19 protein-coding genes are annotated in these 20,534 nt (G+C 59.6%); 9 read left to right on the top strand and 10 right to left on the bottom strand.

What is annotated here, in order from left to right:
* Position 1 precedes the first annotated feature (1 nt).
* The gene (locus ACR0AA_RS17380) at positions 2-190 is read right to left on the bottom strand and encodes a hypothetical protein (RefSeq protein ID WP_480665185.1); all 189 of its coding nucleotides are present in this window, start codon (positions 188-190) and stop codon (positions 2-4) included.
* 104 nt (positions 191-294) lie between these two features.
* Here ACR0AA_RS17380 and ACR0AA_RS17385 point away from each other — a divergent pair, with 104 nt between their 5' ends.
* The 4 genes from ACR0AA_RS17385 (at position 295) to ACR0AA_RS17400 (ending at position 3,284) form a co-directional block, all read left to right on the top strand.
* A complete protein-coding gene (locus ACR0AA_RS17385) occupies positions 295-987 on the top strand; it encodes a helix-turn-helix transcriptional regulator (RefSeq protein ID WP_480665186.1) in 693 nt (230 codons plus the stop codon).
* 117 nt (positions 988-1,104) lie between these two features.
* Complete coding sequence (locus ACR0AA_RS17390; protein ID WP_480665187.1) at positions 1,105-1,776, top strand: YiaD family glycine zipper/OmpA-like lipoprotein; 672 nt, start codon at positions 1,105-1,107, stop codon at positions 1,774-1,776.
* Positions 1,777-1,891: 115 nt separating this feature from the next.
* Positions 1,892-2,434, top strand: a complete 543-nt coding sequence (locus ACR0AA_RS17395; protein WP_480665188.1) for an NADPH-dependent FMN reductase — start codon at positions 1,892-1,894, stop codon at positions 2,432-2,434.
* Between the two features lie 49 nt (positions 2,435-2,483).
* Positions 2,484-3,284 (top strand): HTD2 family dehydratase, encoded by an 801-nt coding sequence (locus ACR0AA_RS17400; protein WP_480665189.1) that lies wholly within the window; start codon positions 2,484-2,486, stop codon positions 3,282-3,284.
* On the opposite strand, the gene ACR0AA_RS17405 is transcribed toward ACR0AA_RS17400, so the two are convergent.
* Positions 3,276-4,316: an NAD(P)/FAD-dependent oxidoreductase gene (locus ACR0AA_RS17405; protein ID WP_480665190.1), complete on the bottom strand. Its 1,041-nt coding sequence runs from the start codon at positions 4,314-4,316 to the stop codon at positions 3,276-3,278. The genes ACR0AA_RS17400 and ACR0AA_RS17405 overlap by 9 nt on opposite strands.
* A 49-nt stretch (positions 4,317-4,365) precedes the next feature.
* Here ACR0AA_RS17405 and mnmC2 point away from each other — a divergent pair, with 49 nt between their 5' ends.
* On the top strand, positions 4,366-5,031 hold the full coding sequence (gene mnmC2, locus ACR0AA_RS17410; protein WP_480665191.1) for a tRNA (5-methylaminomethyl-2-thiouridine)(34)-methyltransferase MnmC2: 666 nt from the start codon (positions 4,366-4,368) through the stop codon (positions 5,029-5,031).
* Entirely contained in the window at positions 5,028-5,897 is an 870-nt protein-coding gene (locus ACR0AA_RS17415) for a DMT family transporter (RefSeq protein ID WP_480665192.1), read from the top strand. Before mnmC2 ends, ACR0AA_RS17415 begins: the two co-directional genes overlap by 4 nt.
* Here the strand turns inward: ACR0AA_RS17415 and ACR0AA_RS17420 are convergent.
* The gene (locus ACR0AA_RS17420; protein ID WP_480756510.1) at positions 5,871-7,835 is read right to left on the bottom strand and encodes a lytic transglycosylase domain-containing protein; all 1,965 of its coding nucleotides are present in this window, start codon (positions 7,833-7,835) and stop codon (positions 5,871-5,873) included. The genes ACR0AA_RS17415 and ACR0AA_RS17420 overlap by 27 nt on opposite strands.
* Before the next feature lie 133 nt (positions 7,836-7,968).
* Here ACR0AA_RS17420 and dapA point away from each other — a divergent pair, with 133 nt between their 5' ends.
* Complete coding sequence (gene dapA / locus ACR0AA_RS17425) at positions 7,969-8,841, top strand: 4-hydroxy-tetrahydrodipicolinate synthase (protein ID WP_480665194.1); 873 nt, start codon at positions 7,969-7,971, stop codon at positions 8,839-8,841.
* 130 nt (positions 8,842-8,971) lie between these two features.
* Here the strand turns inward: dapA and ACR0AA_RS17430 are convergent, their stop codons facing one another.
* From ACR0AA_RS17430 to pdxR, 7 genes are all read right to left on the bottom strand, one after another.
* Positions 8,972-9,844: a dimethyl sulfoxide reductase anchor subunit family protein gene (locus ACR0AA_RS17430; RefSeq protein WP_480665195.1), complete on the bottom strand. Its 873-nt coding sequence runs from the start codon at positions 9,842-9,844 to the stop codon at positions 8,972-8,974.
* Positions 9,844-10,593, bottom strand: coding sequence for a 4Fe-4S dicluster domain-containing protein (locus ACR0AA_RS17435; RefSeq protein WP_480665196.1), 750 nt, complete (start codon positions 10,591-10,593; stop codon positions 9,844-9,846). Before ACR0AA_RS17435 ends, ACR0AA_RS17430 begins: the two co-directional genes overlap by 1 nt.
* A gap of 91 nt (positions 10,594-10,684) precedes the next feature.
* A complete protein-coding gene (locus ACR0AA_RS17440; protein WP_480665197.1) occupies positions 10,685-13,504 on the bottom strand; it encodes a molybdopterin oxidoreductase family protein in 2,820 nt (939 codons plus the stop codon).
* 24 nt (positions 13,505-13,528) lie between these two features.
* Positions 13,529-14,560 (bottom strand): YeiH family protein, encoded by a 1,032-nt coding sequence (locus ACR0AA_RS17445; RefSeq protein ID WP_480665198.1) that lies wholly within the window; start codon positions 14,558-14,560, stop codon positions 13,529-13,531.
* 96 nt (positions 14,561-14,656) lie between these two features.
* Positions 14,657-15,676 (bottom strand): phosphate acetyltransferase, encoded by a 1,020-nt coding sequence (pta, locus tag ACR0AA_RS17450; RefSeq protein ID WP_480756511.1) that lies wholly within the window; start codon positions 15,674-15,676, stop codon positions 14,657-14,659.
* Positions 15,677-15,680: 4 nt separating this feature from the next.
* Positions 15,681-17,459, bottom strand: a complete 1,779-nt coding sequence (xsc, locus tag ACR0AA_RS17455; protein WP_480665200.1) for a sulfoacetaldehyde acetyltransferase — start codon at positions 17,457-17,459, stop codon at positions 15,681-15,683.
* Between the two features lie 125 nt (positions 17,460-17,584).
* A complete protein-coding gene (gene pdxR, locus ACR0AA_RS17460) occupies positions 17,585-19,045 on the bottom strand; it encodes a MocR-like pyridoxine biosynthesis transcription factor PdxR (RefSeq protein WP_480665201.1) in 1,461 nt (486 codons plus the stop codon).
* 134 nt (positions 19,046-19,179) lie between these two features.
* Here pdxR and ACR0AA_RS17465 point away from each other — a divergent pair, with 134 nt between their 5' ends.
* Together ACR0AA_RS17465 and ACR0AA_RS17470 are read left to right on the top strand one after the other, a co-directional pair.
* Complete coding sequence (locus ACR0AA_RS17465) at positions 19,180-19,488, top strand: ArsR/SmtB family transcription factor (RefSeq protein ID WP_480665202.1); 309 nt, start codon at positions 19,180-19,182, stop codon at positions 19,486-19,488.
* Positions 19,481-20,509: a permease gene (locus ACR0AA_RS17470; RefSeq protein WP_480665203.1), complete on the top strand. Its 1,029-nt coding sequence runs from the start codon at positions 19,481-19,483 to the stop codon at positions 20,507-20,509. Before ACR0AA_RS17465 ends, ACR0AA_RS17470 begins: the two co-directional genes overlap by 8 nt.
* Positions 20,510-20,534: the final 25 nt, after the last annotated feature.

Consider the following 20,534-nt stretch of genomic DNA (forward strand, 5'->3'; position numbering starts at 1 on the left):
CTCAGGCTGTACTGGTCCACAGCATCTTCAGGTTGCCCAGCGAAAACCGCTTTGTCCGTTTTCGGGGTACTGGCTTGTGGGTCCGTGCGGCCATGATTTCGCGCTCAAGCTCGAAGGCGCGCAGGGTGTGGTCCTGTGCCCAGCGATCCAGGTGCAGGGTCATCATTACGTGATTGTCGCGGCTTGGCATGGTCGACCTCCTTTGGTTTCTTTCCCAAAGATCGCGCACCACTCCTGACACCACCCTGTCAGGGGGGTGTGCTAGAGTGTCAGCAGTCCACGCCGGAGAACTCAATGCGCCGCTCGACCCGCCTGTTTGAAATCATCCAGATCTTGCGCTCTGCGGAGGCGCCCGTCACGGCCGAGGCGTTGGCGGAGAAACTCGAGGTGTCGGCACGGACCGTCTACCGGGATATCGCCGCTTTGCAGGCCCAGCGGACCCCGATCGAGGGCGAGGCTGGTGTCGGGTACCTGATGCGCCGCGGATACGATCTGCCGCCGCTGAACTTCGATGCCGAAGAGGTTGAGGCACTATGGGTCGGTCTCTCGATGCTGGCCCGTACGGGTGACAGTACCCTGCAACAGGCGGCAGATCGGGTGTGCCGCAAGATCGAAGCGCTGCGTGCGCCCGCCGATTGGCTGCAGGTCGCCCCTTGGGGTGCCCCGATGGATGACCCGGCAAAGGGCTGCGTGCCGGTCGTGAACTATCGCGAGGCGATCCGGGCCGAGCGCAAGATACGTATCACCTACGTCAACGCCGGGGGCGAGCGAAGCGAACGGATCGTCAGGCCGGTCGCCCTGATCTATCACATTGAATGCACCATGCTGGCCGCTTGGTGCGAGCTGCGGAACGGTTTTCGCCATTTTCGCACGGACAGAATCTGGGCCTGCGAGTTGACCGAAGATCACTTCTGCGGGCAGGGTGAGCCCCTGCGGGCAATCTGGCAGGAACAGAACCATTGGAATGAAACCGCTGACGCGCAGTAAGTGGCGGGTAATTGCCGATTTCACCAGATTGTTGCTTGAGCCTTCATAGGTGCAGCGTGATAAACTGCACCAAACAACGCGGACCCGGTAAACGGGCCCTGAGCAGAAGGTGATTCCATGACGATTTCCAAGAGTGTTCTTGCCGCCGGGCTGTGCTCGGCCCTGTTTTTGGGGGCTTGTACTGACCCCGCTACGCTGAGCTTGCCCTCCGATCCCAATCAGAATGCCAAGCAGGGCGCGATTCTGGGCGGTCTGGTCGGCGCAGGTGTCGGCGCGATTGCCAACAATTCGAACCCGCTTCTGGGTGCAGTGGCCGGCGGCGCGATCGGTGCTGCGGGCGGTGGTTTGATCGGCAACCAGCTTGACAAGCAAGCGGCCGAACTGCGCCAGCAGCTGGCCAATGACGGGATCACCATCGTCAATGCCGGTGACCGGCTGATTGTCACGGTTCCGAATGACATCACCTTTGACACCGACAGCGCGACCGTGCGCCCGCCTTTGAGGGCGGATCTCGTGCGCGTTGGGCAGAACCTCGTGAACTATCCCAACTCGAACGTGCAGATCATAGGCCACACCGACAGCGACGGTGATGCAGCCTACAATCAGGGCCTGTCTGAGCGCCGTGCCCTCTCGGTGGCGGATATTCTTCAGGCGAATGGCGTGAATGGCGGGCGCATCACGACAATCGGCCAGGGTGAGAATCAGCCCATCGCTTCGAACTTGACGCCAGAAGGTAAGGCGCAGAACCGGCGTGTTGAAATCGTGATCGTTCCGGGTAGCGGCGCCTGACGTTTCAAAGGGCACCCCAGGGTGCCCTTTTGCACACTAACCGTGCGTCAACCGGTCTTGGGCGCGTAAAAAACTCGGGCTAGTTAAGGGGAAACACAAGTTACGGAGTCCCCATATGTCCGAACCGATCCTGCTTGGCCTGTCCGGCTCATTGCGTCAAAGTGCGACCAACCGAAAACTGCTGCGCGAAGCTGCCCGGTTGTTTGAGCCTGGAACCTTTGTCGAAGCCGATCTGAACCTTCCCCTATATGACGGTGATCTGGAAGACGGCGAAGGCATACCTGAACTGGTGCAGGTACTGGCAGATCAGATCGCGCAGGCCCATGCCGTGGTTATTTCGACCCCCGAATACAACAAAGGCCCGTCGGGCGTTCTGAAGAATGCGTTGGACTGGGTCAGCAGAACTGAAGGTCGCCCCTGGGCCGACAAGCCGGTGGCCGTGATGTCCGCAGCTGCGGGTCGCGCAGGCGGGGAGCGGGCACAGATGATCTTGCGCAGCTACATGGTGCCGTTCCAACCCCGTATCCTGCAGGGGCCGGAAATCCATCTGGCCAGCAGCTCGAACGAGTTCGATGAGCAGGGCAAATTGCTGAGCGATCGTTACGAAAGCTCTCTGCGGACTCTGATGCAGAAACTGCGGACGGAGGCCGGTTTCTAAGTTCGATTCGCCGCTTGTCGGTTTAAGTCCGTCTGCCTAATCTGCCGCCATGGCAGAGGAAAAACAGACTGATGTAATGGACCCGGCCCGCGCCGCCGCGCTGCAGGCGGCGCTGGGGTTCAACGAACGGATTGGCGCGGGCGATCAACTGCCGCCCTTCTTCCACCAATTGTATTTCTGGTCGCCACAACCACCCGTCGCACTGGGTCGTGACGGTCATCCCAAAGTTGGTGGAGAGCTGATCCCCGACATGGGGTTGCCGCGCCGGATGTGGGCCGGGGGGCGGCTGCAGTTTCACGCGCCACTGATCGCCGGTTCTGATGCCGAACGTCGGTCTGTTCGGGAAAGCGCGAATTCCAAAACCGGACGAACAGGACCTCTGGGCTTTGTCACTCTGCGGCACGAGGTTTCACAGGGCGGCAAGCTCTGCCTGACGGAGTGGCAGGATTTGGTCTATCGGCTCGATCCTGCGAAAAGCGATGCCAAGCCCGTCGCGCCGATGGCCCGAACAGACGAAACAGACCAGCGAGAGGTCAGCTTCGACTCGACGCTTCTGTTCCGCTACTCCGCGCTCACTTTCAACGGGCACCGGATTCACTACGATCTGGACTATGCGCGCGACGTTGAAGGGTATGATGGACTGGTCGTGCATGGACCGTTACTTGCGCAACTTCTTATGTTGTTTGCTGTCGAGCTGATGGGGCCGCTGGCGCAATTCTCCTTCCGTGCATCCTCACCTTTGAAGCATTTCGAAACAGCGACATTGTGCCGGAATGGTCAGGCGATGTGGGTACGGGGGCCTGACGGTCGCCAATGTATGTCCGCCGAGGCCGTGCCACAGTCACAGTGATGCTTCAGGCTGAAAATCGTCAGGGATAACATCCTTACCTTCTAAAACCAGATCGGCCATGACCTCAGCCACCTTTGGGGCCATGCCAAAGCCGATCTTGAAGCCTCCGTTGGCAATGAACTGTCCCTTATGCAGCGGATGCGCGCCCAACATCGGTGCGCGACTCTTGCTGCGAGGGCGCACGCCAGCCCACCTATCGATGACCTCCGCACCGTGCAAAACTGGAACGGCCTGCATTGCCCTGTCCAGCACATCATCCAAAGCGGCGTCGGTGCTGGCTGGGTCGTCGTAATCCCTTTCCGAGGTCGAACCGATCGCCAAAGTCCCATCTGCATGCGGGACGATGTGAACAGTATCTACAAACATCTGCGGTACTTCGCCCGCGTCGAACCGCAGCAGCGCCGCTTGTCCTTTGACGCCATTGCCGACTGTTTTACCGAACGCCTCGCTCAACTCTTGCAGGCCAGCCAAACCGGTCGCGTGAACAACGGGGCCCCGATCAGGCGCGTCAGTGACAACTTCGACCCCCATCACTGTTAAGGCCGAGACCAGCGCGGCACAGGCGCGGCGGGGATGCATGCGGGCGCTCAGCGTGTCGTGGATGACAAATCCGGTCGGGCTGGGCGGGCACCACGCGCCAACGGTGGTCGTTTCAACGACCCGCCATTCAGCCTGCCCTCGCCACAACTCAGCCGCCGTAGTTGCGCGGGCATGGGCAAGCTCCAGCGTGCGGGCATCCGGTATGGGCTGCAACCGGCCCAGCCGCGCGTATCCGGGTGAGACGCCACCTGTAGCCTCGACTTGTTTCCAGAACGGCTCCGCCATGATTAGACTGTCGAACTGGAAAGCTTTTTTGGCGTTCCAATTCTCGGGCACATGCGGGGCAAGTGCGCCGACCAGACCGCCGCTCGAGCCCGCTCCGGGGCCAAAGGGATCGACGACCTGCACCTTTGCGCCGCGTCGGGCGCAGGTCCACGCAATGGATAGGCCGAAAATCCCTGCACCACGCACCGTCACATCGACCATTGCCATTCCCCGTTTCCTTGTTCAGTGTCGCGCCGCTTAGCTACAGGATTCCCCGATGGCAGACCAGCGTGCCGAATTGACATGGACCGAGGATCAGATCCCGGTCTCAGACCGCTTCGATGACCCCTATTACTCGTTGCAAAACGGGCTGGAAGAGACGCGCCACGTGTTTCTTGCTGGCAACGATTTGCCAGAGCGGTTCACGCCGGGCTTTCACATTGCCGAACTGGGTTTCGGGACTGGTCTGAACATGCTGACGGTTTGGTCAGAATGGGAGAAATCGAGCCAGACGACGCCGTTGTCGTTCACCAGTTTCGAGGCTTTCCCGATGCAGGCTGACGACATGTCCCGCGCGCTTTCGGCCTTCCCAGAACTGTCCCCATGGTCCGAACGGTTCCTAGCGCAATGGCAAGGCGGAACATGCGATCTGGGCACCTTGCGACTTGAGGTTGTCGAAGGCGATGCACGCGAGACTCTTCAGTTCTGGAACGGCGCAGCGGATGCCTGGTTTCTGGACGGGTTCTCTCCGGCCAAGAACCCGGAATTGTGGGGGGCTGACCTGATGCAGTATGTGGCCAGCCATACGACCGTCGGCGGTACGGCGGCCACATACACCGCTGCCGGTTTCGTGCGACGAGGATTGGAGGACGCCGGTTTCAACGTTACTCGCGTCCCCGGCTATGGCCGCAAACGGCACATGACGCGGGCGGTCAAATTGTGACTCAGCAAAACAACGCACGCGCCGGGATTGCGCTGATGATCGCGGCCACCATCGTCTTTGCCTTGCAGGACGGTATCTCGCGCCATCTGGCCGGAACCTACAACACCTACATGGTCGTGATGATCCGCTATTGGTTCTTTGCGGCCTTCGTCATCGCCCTGGCTGCGCGTTCGCCCGGTGGGCTGAAAGCGGCAACCCAAACCAGCCAGTTAAAACTGCAGATCTTTCGCGGCTTGCTTTTGGCGGCTGAAATCTGCGTTGCGGTGTTCAGCTTTACGGTCTTGGGTCTGATCGACGCAATGGCCGTCTTCATCTGCTATCCATTGCTCGTGGCCGCACTCAGTGGGCCGGTTCTGGGCGAACAAGTCGGTTGGCGGCGATGGGCTGCGATCGGTGTGGGTTGCATCGGCGTTCTCATCATCCTTCAACCCGGCGTCGGCGTGTTCAATCCGTGGGCTATTGTCCCGTTGATTTCCGCCCTGATGTTCGCGGTCTACGGGTTGCTCACCCGTTATGTCGCGCGCCGCGACAGTTCGGCCACCAGCTTCTTTTGGACCGGTGTCAGCGGGGCCGTTGCTATGACACTTGTGGGCACGTGGTTCTGGGAACCAATGGCGCGTACCGATTGGGCCTGGATGGCGCTGCTTTGTGTCAGTGGCGTACTGGGCCACTGGCTGCTGATTAAATGCTATGAAATGGCCGAGGCCAGTGCGGTCCAGCCCTTCGCCTATTTCCACTTGGTCTGGAGTGCGATCCTGGGGATCTCGATCTTTGGCGAGACGCTGCGCCCTGAGGTGGTCATAGGCGCAGCGCTGGTTGTCGCCGCCGGGCTGTTCACCTTATGGCGCGAAAGACGCCAGAGTTGACCCGGTCAGTTCCTGCGAAAACGGAACCGGAAGGGCGGGCTGACCGAGGCGCGCACGATAAACTGGCAGGCTTTCGGCAACGCGCATCACGTAGTTGCGCGTTTCGCTGAACGGGATCGTCTCGATCCAGTCGACCATATCAATTTCACCCGCGCGGGGATCGCCATAGCGCTCCATCCACGATATCGGGCGGCGCGGTCCTGCATTGTACCCTGCGGCCATCATCACAACGTTGCCATTGAAGTCAGCGGCCAGCCCGGACAAGTAGTTCGCGCCCAGCTTGGCGTTGTACTTCCAGTCCGAGGTCAGATTAATTGTCTTGTGCCCGCTCAGGATGCCCAGCTCTTTTGCTACGACTTTCGCTGTTGCGGGCATGACCTGCATCAGCCCGCGTGCCCCGGCGCCGCTGATGACGACCGGGTCAAACTCGCTTTCGCGGCGGGCGATGGCCAGCGTCATTTCCTTGGCCATAGGCAGCCCCATATCGGCGACCGGATGCACGGGATAATAGGCTGCCGGCAGAACCAAACCGACCGTCGCGGCCCGTTTGGCGATCATCACCGCAAGATGCGGTTGTTTCAGTTCGATCACCAAATCGCCAAGCTGATTGGCCTGTACCGAGTCCAGTCCTTCGACCAGATGGGTCAGAAACCGCTCGGACAAGTTGTCTTCTCCGGCCTTTAGCAGCAGTAACCCGGCCTCCAGGACGCTGGAGTTAGAGAACTCTGCCTGCTTCCAATGCGGCGCGCGGCGAGGGTTGGCCAGCTCTCTATCGAAAGGTCGCCCGATCCGCTCGGCGGCCAGCAAGCCATAAAATGAGGTCTGATGGTCCGCGCCCATGGCGTAGGCGTCATAAGCTTTATCGGCATCGCCCTGTGCCGCGTAAGCGCGACCGAGCCAGTACCCTCCGCGACCTTTTGAGATCGGCGATTTCACCGCGTCCGAGAAGCTCTGGAAATGCCGGACGGCCGTGGCCGGATCGTTCAGTTTACGCAGGGCCAGAAATCCGGATAGCCATTCCAGATCGGCATAGCCGTACCCCATCTCGGGCGTCATATGGTGATTGGCGGCAATCTGGTAGGCGCGATTGGCGTCGCCGTTGCGCATTTCCAGCCGGGCCAGACGACGGCGCCCTTCAGCCCATTTGTCGGGCTCACCCAACGCATCAGGCCCGGTCGAGCGTGCCAGCATCAGATCAATCGCGCTATCGTCCAGTTCCTTTTTGTCGCGCCAGACAAACCGGTCAAAAGCCAGGCCCGGAGCATCGGCCAGCGATTTCGGAACCGCAGCTACCTTGCCGTCTACGCCCGGCTGCCGTTTCTGCAGGGCAATCCGTGCTTCGGCCAGTTTGCGTTGATCGGTGCTGACCAGCGGCAACATCTGGCCAGCGCTGACCAGGTGGTTGTCCCACAGCATCCGGTCCATCCGCGCGGCGTGATGGGGTTTCAGCAGTTTGCCGAAGTTCTCCAGATAGTCCTTTTGCAGGCCTGACCCCATGGGCATTGTCCGCCAAGCGGCCACGATGTCGGCTTCAGCATCGCCCTGCCGCCCCTTCGCCTTTAGCGCGACGGCATAATTCAGCGCGCCCTCGGCAGTTTGCGGCGGGTTTTCAGCATAGAACTTCAGTACCCGGTCCGGATCAGCGCCCGTAAAGGCCGGTTCGCTTTTTCGCCGCAACCAGGCCAGGCCCGGCCAATCGGGTCTACGATCCAGAAACACCAGAACGTCGCCGGAACTGCCGAACCCCTCGCGCAGCCAGTGCCAGACGATGATGTCACGGGACACCGACCCCCGGGCACCGGAAACGCGCAGGGCTTCATTCCAGTCGCCTTTGCGCATTTCATTCATACCTGCCCGCAGATCGCCAGCCGCATCAGCCCGTACCTGAACGCCTGAAACAAGAATCACTGCCATCAAAAACGCCAGAAAGCGTGTCATCCCTTGCATTCCCCAACCAACCAAGGATACAGCCATTCAGGATAAACCTTGCGCCGCCGGGATCAACTCAAGAAAGCAAAATCTTGGTGGACAGCGGCTTAAAAAATGCAAACTGCACCCTAAGGAGCGTGTCATGTTCAAAGGCTCTATGCCAGCCCTCGTCACCCCGTTCAGCAACGGCGAGTTGGACCTGAAGACGCTCAAACGTTTGGTGGAGTGGCAGATTCAGGAAGGTTCGACCGGTCTGGTTCCCGTCGGCACCACCGGTGAAAGCCCGACCCTGAGCCACGAAGAACATGAAACCGTCGTAGAAGAGGTCGTCAAAGCCTCGGCTGGTCAGGTTCCGGTGATTGCCGGGGCGGGTTCGAACAACACGGTCGAGGCAATACGCTTCGTGCGATTCGCAGAAAAGGTCGGCGCTGCCGCGGCGCTGGTCGTGACGCCTTATTACAACAAGCCGACGCAAAAAGGTCTGCTGGCGCATTTCCGCGCGCTGCACGATTGCGCGGATATTCCGATCATCATCTACAACATCCCCGGTCGCTCGGTCATTGACATGACGCCTGAAACCATGGGCGAGCTGGCGGAGCTGCCGCGCATTGTCGGCGTCAAGGACGCCACCGGCGATCTGGCGCGTGTCAGCCAGCAACGCGCTACCTGCGGTCCGGACTTCTGCCAGCTGTCAGGCGAAGATGCCACGGCGCTGGGCTTCAACGCGCATGGCGGCGTGGGCTGCATCTCGGTCACGGCGAACGTCGCACCCAAACTGTGTGCCGAGTTCCAGCAGGCGACACTGGACGGCGACTATGCCAAAGCTTTGGAGTATCAGGATCGTCTGATGCCGTTGCACGAAGCGATCTTTATCGAGCCCGGCCTCGTTGGTGCCAAGTATGCGCTCAGCAAGCTGGGTCTGTGCAGTGAAGAGGTCCGTTCGCCGCTTTCCGGGCTGGAAGACAGCACCAAAGCTGCGATCGACGCTGCAATGGCCCACGCTGGCCTGACCTAAACCCAATCCAATACGAAAAAAGGCGGCGCCGGACTTCGGCGCCGCCTTTTTTTGTCGCGAATCCAGACTTCATCCGGCCCAAAATTCCTCGGGGGAGGTGCGGCTTGCCGCGGCGGGGGCAGAGCCCCCCTTAACGCTTGCCGTAATACAGCCCGACCACATGTTCGGCCTGCGCAAAGAACAACCAACGCGACGTTGCAACGCCGGCAAGGTGCGACGCGACCGCCAGCAGCGCAAAGAAATGGTTGAATGGCAAAAGCAGCAAGACAACCGGCAGCACAAACGCCAGCCCGAACGAGATGATCCTCAGCTTTTCTGCATGCTTACGCCCAACCACATGCACAAACTCACGCAGCAAATAGTTGGTGCCGGTATGGGGCGGCTCGAAGGCGCGAACCGCGCCGCGATTGCCCAGACCGGTTGCTGTTCCCAGATCCGTGCCGGACTCCTCCAACGCTTTGTCGCCCTTTTTCCAGTACAGAATCTGTACCAGCGCTGCGATCAGCAGCAACGGCAGCGCCGCGCGGGCCTGTCCGGCCAACAGCGCGCCACCCGCAAGGCTGAAGCTGAGGAACATGGCCGGTGTCAGGTTCATGTTCCAGCGCGGAATGGTCTTGAGCTGCGTGTAGATCATCGACGTTGTGAAGACCGTACCTAGCGAAAACAACGAGCCGATCCAGCCAAGTAAGCCCCAGCGTTGGCCCAGGAAAACAACGCCAATCGCATAAAATCCCATGACGATCAGGGCGATGACCGCACACCACCCCTCGCGGCTAAGCCAGCTCGAGCGCCACTGCGTGAAGGCCTTCAGCGCCCGTTCGGGGTGACCCAGGTGGAATGTGGACGCCAAAAGCCCGCCAACGGAAAGGGCGTAGGCGATGGCAAAAAAGACGAACGCAACCCAGCCCGAGACGTCAGGCAGGCCGAGGCCCAGAAAGAACAGGAGGCCAAAGCCGAGGCCCGACAAGGTGGTGAAGATGATTACGGATGGTGCTGGATGCATCAGAGCTTCTCCAAAGTCTTGTCCAGCCAGCCAAGAAACCCTTTGGGCTCTTCAGCGACCGGGGCCAGCAACGGTGCGAGTATGTCGATTTGGTCTTCGACATTATCCTTCGGCCGAGGCGGCAGGTACTTGTTGACGGGCTTGGTGCCCATTTCAGGCATCAGGTCCATGCCCTCACGTTCTGCGACCAGCTTGCTGACATCGCTGTTCGGGTCGCCCAGATCGCCAAAATGACGGGCACCGGCGGGGCAGGTACGCACGCAGGATGGAACACGATCCACCTCGGGCAGGTTTTCGTTGTAGATCCGGTCGACGCACAGGGTGCATTTCTTCATCACACCTTCGGCCTGATCCAGTTCACGCGCGCCATAGGGGCAGGACCACGCGCACAGGCCGCAACCGATGCAGTCGCTTTCATTGACCAGAACGATGCCATCTTCGACCCGCTTATAGCTGGCCCCGGTCGGGCAAACGGTGACGCATGGGGCGTCCTCGCAATGCAGACAGGATTTTGGAAAGTGGATCAGTTGGGCGTGACCTTCGGCGGGCTGCACCTCGTAGGAATGCACCCGGTTCAGGAACGTGCCCGACGGGTTCGCGCCATAGGCATCCTGATCGGACAGAGGAGCGCCGTAGTTTTCCGTGTTCCAGCCTTTGCATGAAATCACACAGGCATGGCAACCGACGCAGGTGTCCAGGTCGATGACCAGACCCATCTTGCGGTCAGTGGATGTGGGGAGCTGGGTCATGACTGCCTGGCCTCCGCGTTTGTGGTGAGGGCGGGCTGGGGCTCTGCCCCAGATCCCGAGGTATTTTGGGCCAGATGAAGTGCGGATGGGATCATTTGCCTACTTTCCATGCCAAATCCTTCGGTCCTTTTCCGACCGGAGATTTGATCGGTGCGAATTCCGGCTGGCTTTCCGCATCCGAAGGCGGCGCGGCCTTTTCGATTTTGACCTTGAGGTCGAACCACGCGGCCTGACCGGTGATCGGATCAGAGTTAGCCCAGCGCAGACCGTCGCCTTTGGGCGGCAGCAATTCGTGGATCAGGTGGTTCAGAAGGAAGCCCTTGGTGGCTTCGGGCGCGTCCTCTTGCAGGGCCCAGGCACCTTTGCGTTTGCCGATGGCGTTCCAGGTCCAGACGGTGTTTTCGTTCAGCGCTGCCATTTCCATGACCGGAACCGTAATCTCTCCATGCGGAGAGGTTACCTTGGCCCAATCGCCGTCCTGCAGGCCATTCTCGCGCATCAGCTTGGTCGGAACATAGAGCGGGTTGCGGCCGTGCAACTGACGCAGCCATGCGTTCTGGGTGCCCCAGCTGTGATACATCGCCATCGGGCGCTGGGTCAGTGCGTTGACGGTAAACCCTTCGTTCCCGGTCTGGTCGGTTTCGTACCAGATCGGCATCGGGTCCAAAGTTTCCTTGATCCGCTCGCGCAGATGCTCGGGCGGCTGACGCTCTCCGTGGCCTTCGGCGGCCAGCTGGAACTTGCGCATCGGTTCGGAATAGAGCTGGAACAGATAGGGCTGCGGGCTGTCATAGATGCCCATGCCGACTGCCCAATCCTGATAGGCTGTGTTCCAGGGTTTGTAGTAGTCCGCGCCTTCCGGGATATGGGCCACGAAGAAGCCGCCGTTTTCGATATAGCGGTTCAGTTGGTCCGGATTGACCTCACCACGGCCTTCCTTGTCACCATTCTCACCACGGAACCCGGCGAGGGGGCCGATGCCGGGTTTGCGTTCATGGTTGACGATGTAGTCCGCGTAATCCACCCATTTGGCGCTGCCATCGTCCTTGGTGAAGCCGGGCAATTCCAACCGGTTGGCCAGATCGATCAGCACCGACTGGAAGCCGCGCACGTCGCGGTCGGGCTCGATCACGGGCCAGCGGATGGCGTCCGCCGCTGCCTCAGCCTCGCAGATCGGACGGTCAAGCAGCGAGATACAATCGTGGCGCTCCAGATATGTGGTATCCGGCAGGATCAGGTCGGCATAAGCCACCATTTCCGAGCTATAAGCGTCGGAATAGATGATGTGCGGGATCACATAATCGCCGTTCTCATCCTTGTCCGTCAGCATTTCCATGACACCCTTGGTGTTCATGGTCGAGTTCCAGGACATGTTGGCCATGTACATGAACAGCGTGTCGATCTTGTAGGGATCGCCCGCATGTGCGTTCGAGATCACCATATGCATCAGCCCGTGGCTGGACATCGGATTTTCCCAAGTGAACGCCTTATCAATCCGCGCAGGGCTACCATCTGCCTTAAGTGCCAGATCCTCAGGTCCCTGGACAAAACCCAGATGCGGTCCGTCCAGCGGCGTATTCGGGGTCACCTTGCAGTGCGGTTTCGGGTGCGCCTCAACCGGCTTGGGATAGGGCGGTTTGAAACGGAAGCCGCCGGGAACTTCGACCGTGCCCAGCAGAATCTGCAGGACATGCAGCGCGCGGCAGGTCTGGAATCCGTTGGCATGGGCCGAGACACCGCGCATCGAGTGCATCGCGACCGGGCGACCGGTCATCTTGGTGTGTTTCTCACCGCGGAAGTCGGTCCATTCGTGATCCAGCTCGAACGCTTCGTCAAAGGCCACGCGGGCCAGCTCGCCTGCGATCGCGCGGATGCGCTTGGCTGGGATGCCACATTGATCGGCAACTTTCTCAGGCGCGTATTCGTCGCTGAGATAGCGTTCGGCCATCAAGTGGAAAACCGGGCGGTGGGTCACGCCATCCTTTTCATAAGTCGCCGACAGGTCAGGACGGACGCCGGGCTTGTCAAACGCCGTCAACTCGCCTGTGGCGCGGTCGATGACCAGTGGTTTACCGTCCTCATCCCGCAGGAACAGGCCCTTGGTCGGTCCCTCGGACGCGTCAATCAGAACCGGAGCGTTTGTGTAGCGGCTAAGGTAATCGAGATCGATTTTGCCCGCTTTCATCAGCACGTGGATCATCGACAGAATGAACAGGCCGTCGGTTCCTGGAGTGATCCCCACCCAATCATCCGCAACAGCGTTATAGCCCGAACGGATCGGGTTGACGCCAATCACCCGCGCGCCGCGCGCCTTGATCTTGCCGATGCCCATCTTGATCGGGTTCGAGTCGTGATCTTCTGCCACGCCAAACAGCATGAACAGCTTGGTGTGGTCCCAGTCGGGCTGGCCGAATTCCCAGAACGCACCGCCCATTGTATAGATACCACCTGCGGCCATGTTTACGGAACAGAACCCGCCATGTGCTGCGTAGTTGCAGGTGCCGAAATTCTGCGCCCAGAAGCTGGTAAAGCTCTGGCTCTGGTCGCGACCGGTGAAGAACGCCAACTTCTCGGGGTTGTCCTCGCGGACCGGCTTCAGCCAACCGACCGCAATGTCCAGCGCTTCGTCCCAACTGATCTCTTCGAATTCACCCGACCCGCGCGGGCCGACCCGTTTGAGCGGCGCGCGCAGGCGTGACGGGGCGTTGACCTGCATGATCCCTGCCGATCCCTTGGCGCACAGAACGCCTTTGTTGACCGGGTGATCGCGATTGCCTTCGATATAGGCAACCTTGCCGTCTTTCATGTGCACATTGATCCCGCACCGGCAGGCGCACATGTAACACGTCGTTTTTCGAATCTCGTCCGATACTTCGGGCGATGTTTCGATCTGGGGTTGCTGGAACGTCATCTGGCCTCCCTTGTTGAACCTTTATCAGGACAATATTTTTATCCCTGCGAGTATCAGTCCTGCGATGAATGCTGTTTCCAGAACGATCAGGGCGATCGCTGCGCCGCCGACCGAAAGGATTTGTTTGAGATTGGTTTTCATTCCAACCGCTGCGATTGCCGTTAGCAACAGCCAGCGCGAAAACTGTCCAAGAAACTCGCCGACCTGTGCCGGAATCAATCCAAGTGAATTGACACCAGCCAGAATGAGGAAGGCGACGACAAACCCAGGCAGGATCGGCGGGCGTTTTCCATCTGCAGGCAGTTCCGCGAAGTTACGGATCATGATCGAGGCAACCAAAACGATGGGTGCCAGCATGGCGACGCGTATCAGCTTGACCAGAGTTGCGGTTTCACCTGCTGCATCAGAGATCGAGAAACCGGCACCGACAACTTGGGCAACGTCGTGAATCGTGCCGCCAAGGAATACACCCGCCTCCAACGGGCTGAGACCCAGCCTGTTGACGATGATCGGGTAGACGATCATCGCGATCGTCGACAAAACCGTAACGCCCAGAACCGTGAAAATCAGCCGTTCTTCGGACCTCTCGTCCCGAGGAAGAATTGCGCTGATCGCCATGGCCGCCGAAGCGCCGCAGATCCCAACGGAACCTGCCGTCAGCAGTGCGAACCGCCATTTGTGACCGAACAGCGGTGCGACGAGGAAACCAAATGCGATCGTTGCCAGTAGCCCGCCGATCACCAGCGCGATCAGTTGAGGACCAAGTCCGATCATCAAAACCATCGAAACCCGCACGCCCAGAAGGGCAACACCCACCCGCAGCAGCGTTTTCGACGTGAAGGCAATCCCGGCAACGGCCTTACCTTCTTCGCTGAGAAATCCGACCGCAATTCCCAAGAGCAGAGCCAGCAACATTGCCGGCGTAGCATAATGATCCGCTAGGAACTGAGCGGTCACAGCAACAATTGCTGAGACCGCAATACCCGGAAACAGGTTTTTGATCGTTTCCGCAGAAACCAGATCGAAGGGATTACTTAGTTTTGGTTTTGCCAGCATCTGTCCGACGTTCTTTCTTGTTTCTTTTCCGTCATTTCCGGTGCGTTTACCTGGCGTTAGCAGGATGGAATTTGGACCAGTGCTTTGCTTGGTTTGTTAACTCTCGGATTGGGCGTTGTTATGTTCGGCTTGTACGGCAGTCACGGCGATCATGTGCAGGACATCCTCAGCGGAACATCCGCGCGACAGGTCGTTGGCCGGTTTTGCCAAACCCTGAAGGATCGGGCCTATTGCTTCGGCTCCGCCGATACGTTGGGCGATCTTGTAGCCCAGATTGCCGGCATCCAGATTGGGGAACACGAATACGTTTGCCTCTCCGCGCAGTGGAGAACCCTTGGCCTTTTTGGCAGCTACTTCGGGGACGAAGGCGGCGTCAAATTGAAGGTCGCCATCAATGAGCAGGTCAGGATCGGCTTTCTTCGCGATCTCAAGCGCATCGGTGACTTTGGTGACTTTCGGGTGATTAGCGCTGCCTTTTGTCGAAAAGGACAGCATCGCAACGCGGGGGGTCTCTTGCGTCAACGCATGGTAGGACGCCGCGGATGCCCGCGCGATCTCGGCCAGTTCCTGTTCGTTCGGATCAACGACCAGACCACAATCAGCGAAGATATGCGCGCCCCGCACCGAATGGTGATCGCGGCAGTAGAGCATCAGGAAAAAGCTGGACACCATGGCCGAAGCAGGCGCTTTGCCGATGATCTGCAAAGCGGCGCGTACCGTGGCCGACGTGGTTTCAACAGCTCCGCCGACGGTACCGTCAGCAATGCCCATGTGAACCAGCATCGCAGCATAGTTCAGGCGGTGTTTGATTTCTTCAGCGGCCTTTTCAGGCGTCATGCCCTTGTGCTTGCGCCGCTCGTAAAGCTCGGCTGCAAAGGCTTCGGCATGGGCGGAGTCAGACGGGTCGTGGATTTCGATGCCGTCGACATCCTGACCATCCTGTTCGGCCAGCAGGGCAGTGACTTTGGCTTTGTCGCCAACCAAGATGATGCGCGCGACACCTTCCTTGCGGGCTTTCAAAGCACCTTCAACAACACGTGGATCATCGCCCTCGGCGAGGGCGATGATCTTGTCGGAGCTGCTGGCAGCTCCGAGGATTGTGCGCAGTGGCTTCACGCGCTTATGCTCCGGCCTGAGGCGTCATGTCTGCGTCAGAAACGCCGGCAACAGCGACAGGCTTCTTCATGGCGTCACGGCGGAAGGGTTCACCCAGTTCCTGGTTGATCAGAGCTTCGATCAGGGTGGTGGTGCCGTTCTTCTGGTCTTCGATCGCCTGGTTCAGAGCCGCGGTCAGCTCTTCCTGAGTGCGTGCAACGACGCCCTTCAGGCCACAAGCTTTGGCGATACCTGCATAGGAAACCTGAGTGTCCAGCTCGGTGCCGACGAAGTTGTCGTCAAACCACAGGGTCGAGTTACGCTTTTCCGCGCCCCACTGGTAGTTGCGGAAGACGATCTGTGTCACGGCCGGCCATTCCGAGCGGCCAATCGCGGTCAGTTCGTTCACAGCGATACCGAATGCACCGTCACCTGCGAAGCCGACTACCGGAACGTTCGGCTGGCCGATTTTCGCGCCAACGATGGCAGGCAGACCATAACCACAGGGGCCGAACAGGCCAGGTGCCAGGTACTTGCGGCCTTCTTCGAAGGACGGGTACGCGTTACCGATGGCGCAGTTGTTGCCGATGTCGGACGAGATGATCGCCTCTTTCGGCAGCGCGGCCTGGATTGCGCGCCATGCCATGCGGGGGCTCATCCAGTCAGGCTTGGCTGCACGTGCACGCTCGTTCCAGGTGGTGCCCGGATCGTCGTCCTCGTGGGTCATCGAGGTCAGTTCCTGCGCCCATGCGGATTTCTTCTGGGCGATGCGGTCCTTACGCTCCTGACGGCCTTCGTCACCGGCGGTGTCGCTCAGGCGGGACAAGATGCCATTGGCCACTTTGGCGGCGTCGCCGATGATGCCAACGCTGACGTCTTTGGTCAGACCAATGCGGTCAGGGTTGATGTCGACCTGAATGATCTTCGCGTTTGCGGGCCAGTAGTTGATGCCATAGCCGGGCAGGGTCGAGAACGGGTTCAGACGGGTGCCCAGAGCCAGAACAACGTCCGCTTCCGAGATCAGCTCCATACCGGCTTTCGAGCCGTTATAGCCCAGCGGGCCAGCGAACAGCGGGTGCGAACCGGGGAAGGCGTCGTTGTGCTGGTAGCCAACGCAGACCGGTGCATCCAGACGCTCGGCCAGGGCTTTCGAAGCTTCGATACCACCTTCGGCCAGAACAACACCAGCACCGTTCAGGATGACCGGATTCTTAGCGTTGGACAGCATTTCGGCAGCCGCAGCAACCGCATCTTCGCCACCCGAAGGACGCTCGAATTCAACGATCTTGGGCAGTTCGATGTCGATGACCTGAGTCCACATGTCACGCGGGATGTTCAGCTGAGCCGGCGCGCTGGCGCGCTTGGCGTTCATGATCACGCGGTTCAGAACTTCGGCAACACGCGAGGGATCGCGTACTTCTTCCTGGTAGGCAACGCAGTCTGCGAACATGCGCATCTGCTCCATCTCCTGGAAGCCGCCCTGACCAATGGTTTTGTTGGCCGCCTGCGGAGTGACCAGCAGTACCGGAGTGTGGTTCCAGTATGCGGTTTTTACGGCGGTGACGAAGTTGGTGATGCCGGGGCCGTTTTGCGCGATCATCATCGACATTTTGCCGGTTGCGCGGGTGTAGCCGTCAGCCATCATGCCGCCCGAACCTTCGTGGGCGCAGTCCCAGAATTTGATTCCAGCTTTCGGGAACAGGTCCGAAATTGGCATCATAGCCGAGCCGATGATACCGAACGCATGTTCGATACCGTGCATTTGCAGAACCTTAACAAAGGCCTCTTCAGTGGTCATTTTCATCTGAGTGTTCTCCGCACAATTGAAGAAAGGGGCAGGCACAATGCCCGCCTTTGCATAGGGTTTTGGCGCAAGGGGCGAACTGGCGTTAGGGCCAGAACGTTGGGCGGAATAGGTCCAGTACTGCGCTAGGCAGTCCGGATTGCGTCCGCGATCAGTTTCACGCCCGGTGCAATCTGGTCCTGTCCGATGGACGAGTATCCAAGGCGATAATAGTTGCGTGGACGGTCATGCCGGGCAAAGAAAGGGGCACCCGGTTCAATGTGCACACCTTGGCTTTGCAATGATCTGGACAGAATTGTGGTATCCACATGCTCGGGCGCTGACATCCACAGCGATGACCCACCCATAATGCCCCGTCCTGAAACAGTTAATCCATGCTGTTCGACGGCCGCGTCCAGTGCCTCGCGCCGCCGCGCCAGCGTTTTTGACATGCGCCGAATCTGGGCATCGTAGTGACCCAGTGAAAGGAAGTAGGCCGCGGTGCGCTGGATGTGGCCCGGCGGGTGGCGCAGGACCAGCGAGCGCAGGGCGCGTGCCTCGCGGATAAAGGGCTCGGACCCGACAATGTAGCCAAGGCGCAATCCGGGAAACAGAGACTTGGAAAAACTGCCCACGTAAATCACCCGCCCGTCCCGATCCATCGATTTTAAAGCAGGAGAGGGAGCGCCCAGAAAAGCCAATTCGAATTCGTAATCGTCTTCGACCACCATAGCGTCCAGTTCCCGCGCGCGTCTCAACAGCTCGCGCCGGCGCTCGATGGGCATGGTTGCGGTGGTTGGGCTTTGGTGACTGGGCGTCGTGAAGATGACGTCGGTTTCTTCCGGCAGCGCATCGGGCGGCAGGCCGTCCCGGTCAACGGCGAGCGGAGACACTTTGCAGTCGGAGTGATTCAGCAGATCCCGCAACGCGTAGTAGCTGGGGTCTTCGATCACGGCCGTGCGATTGCGGTTCAGCAGGATTCGCGATGCGAGCCACAGGGCGTTCTGCGCCCCCATTGTGATCAGAATCTCTTCCGGGCGTGCGGCGATTCCCCGGCGCGGCAGTGTGTGGCGGGCAATGAACTCGATCAGCAGGGGATCGTCCTGATCAACGTAATCGCCGGTCAGTGAGGCGAAATCCTTGTGGCCGAGCGCACGGACTGCACATAAACGCCAGTTTGCGTGGTCGAACAGCTTGCGGTCCGCCTGACCGTAGATGAACGGGTATCGATATTCGCGCCAGTTGCTGGGTTTGGAAAGAACGTCGCCGTCCGAAAACTTGCGCGCCAGAGCCGTGCCCCAGTCGACGTTTTCGTTTCCTTTCTGAACCGGAGAGTATTTCGGTGGAACGGGCGCATTTTGCGAAACGAAATACCCCGATCGCCCTTTGGCCGTCAGGTAATCATTGGCCAACAATTCTGTATAAGCCAGCGTAACTGTGATGCGGCTGACGCCCAGATGCGCCGCCAGTTTGCGGGACGAGGGCAGCTTTTCCCCAATGTGGAACCGGCCAGATAAAATACCTTCGGCGATCATCTGCTGGATCTGTGCCTGCAGCGTGCCTTGTCCGTTCAGCTCAAGAAAGAATGTGTCGACCGATATTCCCATAGGGCCTTATAGGGTGGACTTAAATTGAGAGCAATCTGGACTTAATCGCAGTTCGATATTTCGTGAACAAAGCTGTTGACCTGAAAACACGACTCACCTAAATAACTAGAAATCTAGTTTAATGGAGTAAGCGGATGTGGGAAACAGCTGCAGCAGGCTTTTCGGCCATGGGCTCTGAGGCCCGGCTAAAGGTTCTGAAAACACTGGTAAGGGCCGGGCAGGCGGGATTGACCGTGGGTGAAATCCAGAACCGCACCGGTATCGCGCCGTCGACCTTGGCCCATCACCTGCGGTTCCTGGCCGCCGGTGGCGTCGTCGAGCAAGAGAAAATCGGACGCGCCACCATCAATCGCGCGAATTACGACGAGTTGAGATCCCTTGCCCAATTCATCCTCAGCGAATGCTGCGCGGACGAAATCGGAAAGGCCGCGAACGATGGCTGAGCTGACACAAAACCCAAGGGCGCCGGCAAAGGTGGCCGTTGGCCTGATCAAAACCCCTTGGGCGGTGATTGTGGTCATTCTGGCCCTTGTCGCCGTTCTCGACCCCGGCAACTGGGGAGAGGTCGTTACCTTTGCCGGTAAGGCGCTTGCCCATACCGGCCAATACATTCTGTTTGCCGTCCTTTTGCTATCCTACCTCAAGGCGACAGGTGCCGAGGTGATGGTGGCCCGTGCATTCGAAGGGCGCGAGACGCGGATGATCTTTCTGGCAGCCGTTTTTGGAGGGCTCGCCCCGTTCTGTTCCTGCGAAGTCATACCGTTTATTGCCGGATTGCTGGCGCTTGGCGCGCCGCTGTCTGCCGTCATGGCGTTCTGGCTCAGCTCACCCCTGATCGACCCACCGACGCTGCTGATCACTGCGGGCGCCTTGGGTTGGCCGTTTGCAATCGGTAAAGCCATCGCTGCTGTTGCGCTGGGTCTGTTCGGCGGCTTTGTTGTTCGCGCTTTGATGCGGAGCGGTGCTTTTGCCCAGCCATTGCGCGAATACAAACCGGCTGGATGCGGTTGCGGTCCCAAACAGGACGGCAAAGCGGTCTGGAAGTTCTGGCAGGAACCCGAACGCCGTCAGCGGTTCCGGTCCGAGTTCGTCCATAACGGCCTGTTCCTGCTGAAATGGCTGGCGCTGGCCTACGTGCTCGAGGCGCTGCTGGTCAGCTACGTCCCCGCCGATCTGATCGCGCGCGTTGTTGGCGGCGAAGGTGTCGTGCCCATTGTCATCGCGGCACTGGTCGGGATGCCCGCCTACCTGAACTCCTACGTCGCACCGCCTTTGCTGGCAGGCTTGACCGAACAGGGGATGAGCGCAGGTGCCGCTATGTCCTTCATGGTCGCCGGCGCAGTCAGTTCGATCCCAGCGATGGCAGCCGTCTGGTCGCTGGTGAAGCCGCGGGTCTTCGCGACCTATCTGGGGCTTGGGATTACCGGAGCCATCATCGCAGGCATCCTGTTCCAGATGGTCTGAACTGGAAACCGCCCGGTGTTGAAGC

The sequence above is a fragment of the Ruegeria sp. CE8 genome, from assembly GCF_056537465.1.

Bases quoted from the DNA above. Each gene is read 5' to 3' on its own strand.
- pdxR (WP_480665201.1), bottom strand. From the start codon at position 19,045: ATGGGAATATCGGTCGACACATTCTTTCTTGAGCTGAACGGACAAGGC.
- ACR0AA_RS17470 (WP_480665203.1), top strand. From the start codon at position 19,481: ATGGCTGAGCTGACACAAAACCCAAGGGCGCCGGCAAAGGTGGCCGTT.
- ACR0AA_RS17440 (WP_480665197.1), bottom strand. From the start codon at position 13,504: ATGACGTTCCAGCAACCCCAGATCGAAACATCGCCCGAAGTATCGGAC.
- xsc (WP_480665200.1), bottom strand. From the start codon at position 17,459: ATGAAAATGACCACTGAAGAGGCCTTTGTTAAGGTTCTGCAAATGCAC.
- ACR0AA_RS17395 (WP_480665188.1), top strand. From the start codon at position 1,892: ATGTCCGAACCGATCCTGCTTGGCCTGTCCGGCTCATTGCGTCAAAGT.
- ACR0AA_RS17380 (WP_480665185.1), bottom strand. From the start codon at position 190: ATGCCAAGCCGCGACAATCACGTAATGATGACCCTGCACCTGGATCGC.
- ACR0AA_RS17445 (WP_480665198.1), bottom strand. From the start codon at position 14,560: ATGCTGGCAAAACCAAAACTAAGTAATCCCTTCGATCTGGTTTCTGCG.
- mnmC2 (WP_480665191.1), top strand. From the start codon at position 4,366: ATGGCAGACCAGCGTGCCGAATTGACATGGACCGAGGATCAGATCCCG.
- dapA (WP_480665194.1), top strand. From the start codon at position 7,969: ATGTTCAAAGGCTCTATGCCAGCCCTCGTCACCCCGTTCAGCAACGGC.
- ACR0AA_RS17435 (WP_480665196.1), bottom strand. From the start codon at position 10,593: ATGACCCAGCTCCCCACATCCACTGACCGCAAGATGGGTCTGGTCATC.
- ACR0AA_RS17400 (WP_480665189.1), top strand. From the start codon at position 2,484: ATGGCAGAGGAAAAACAGACTGATGTAATGGACCCGGCCCGCGCCGCC.
- ACR0AA_RS17430 (WP_480665195.1), bottom strand. From the start codon at position 9,844: ATGCATCCAGCACCATCCGTAATCATCTTCACCACCTTGTCGGGCCTC.
- ACR0AA_RS17405 (WP_480665190.1), bottom strand. From the start codon at position 4,316: ATGGCAATGGTCGATGTGACGGTGCGTGGTGCAGGGATTTTCGGCCTA.
- ACR0AA_RS17465 (WP_480665202.1), top strand. From the start codon at position 19,180: ATGTGGGAAACAGCTGCAGCAGGCTTTTCGGCCATGGGCTCTGAGGCC.
- ACR0AA_RS17390 (WP_480665187.1), top strand. From the start codon at position 1,105: ATGACGATTTCCAAGAGTGTTCTTGCCGCCGGGCTGTGCTCGGCCCTG.
- ACR0AA_RS17385 (WP_480665186.1), top strand. From the start codon at position 295: ATGCGCCGCTCGACCCGCCTGTTTGAAATCATCCAGATCTTGCGCTCT.
- ACR0AA_RS17420 (WP_480756510.1), bottom strand. From the start codon at position 7,835: ATGACACGCTTTCTGGCGTTTTTGATGGCAGTGATTCTTGTTTCAGGC.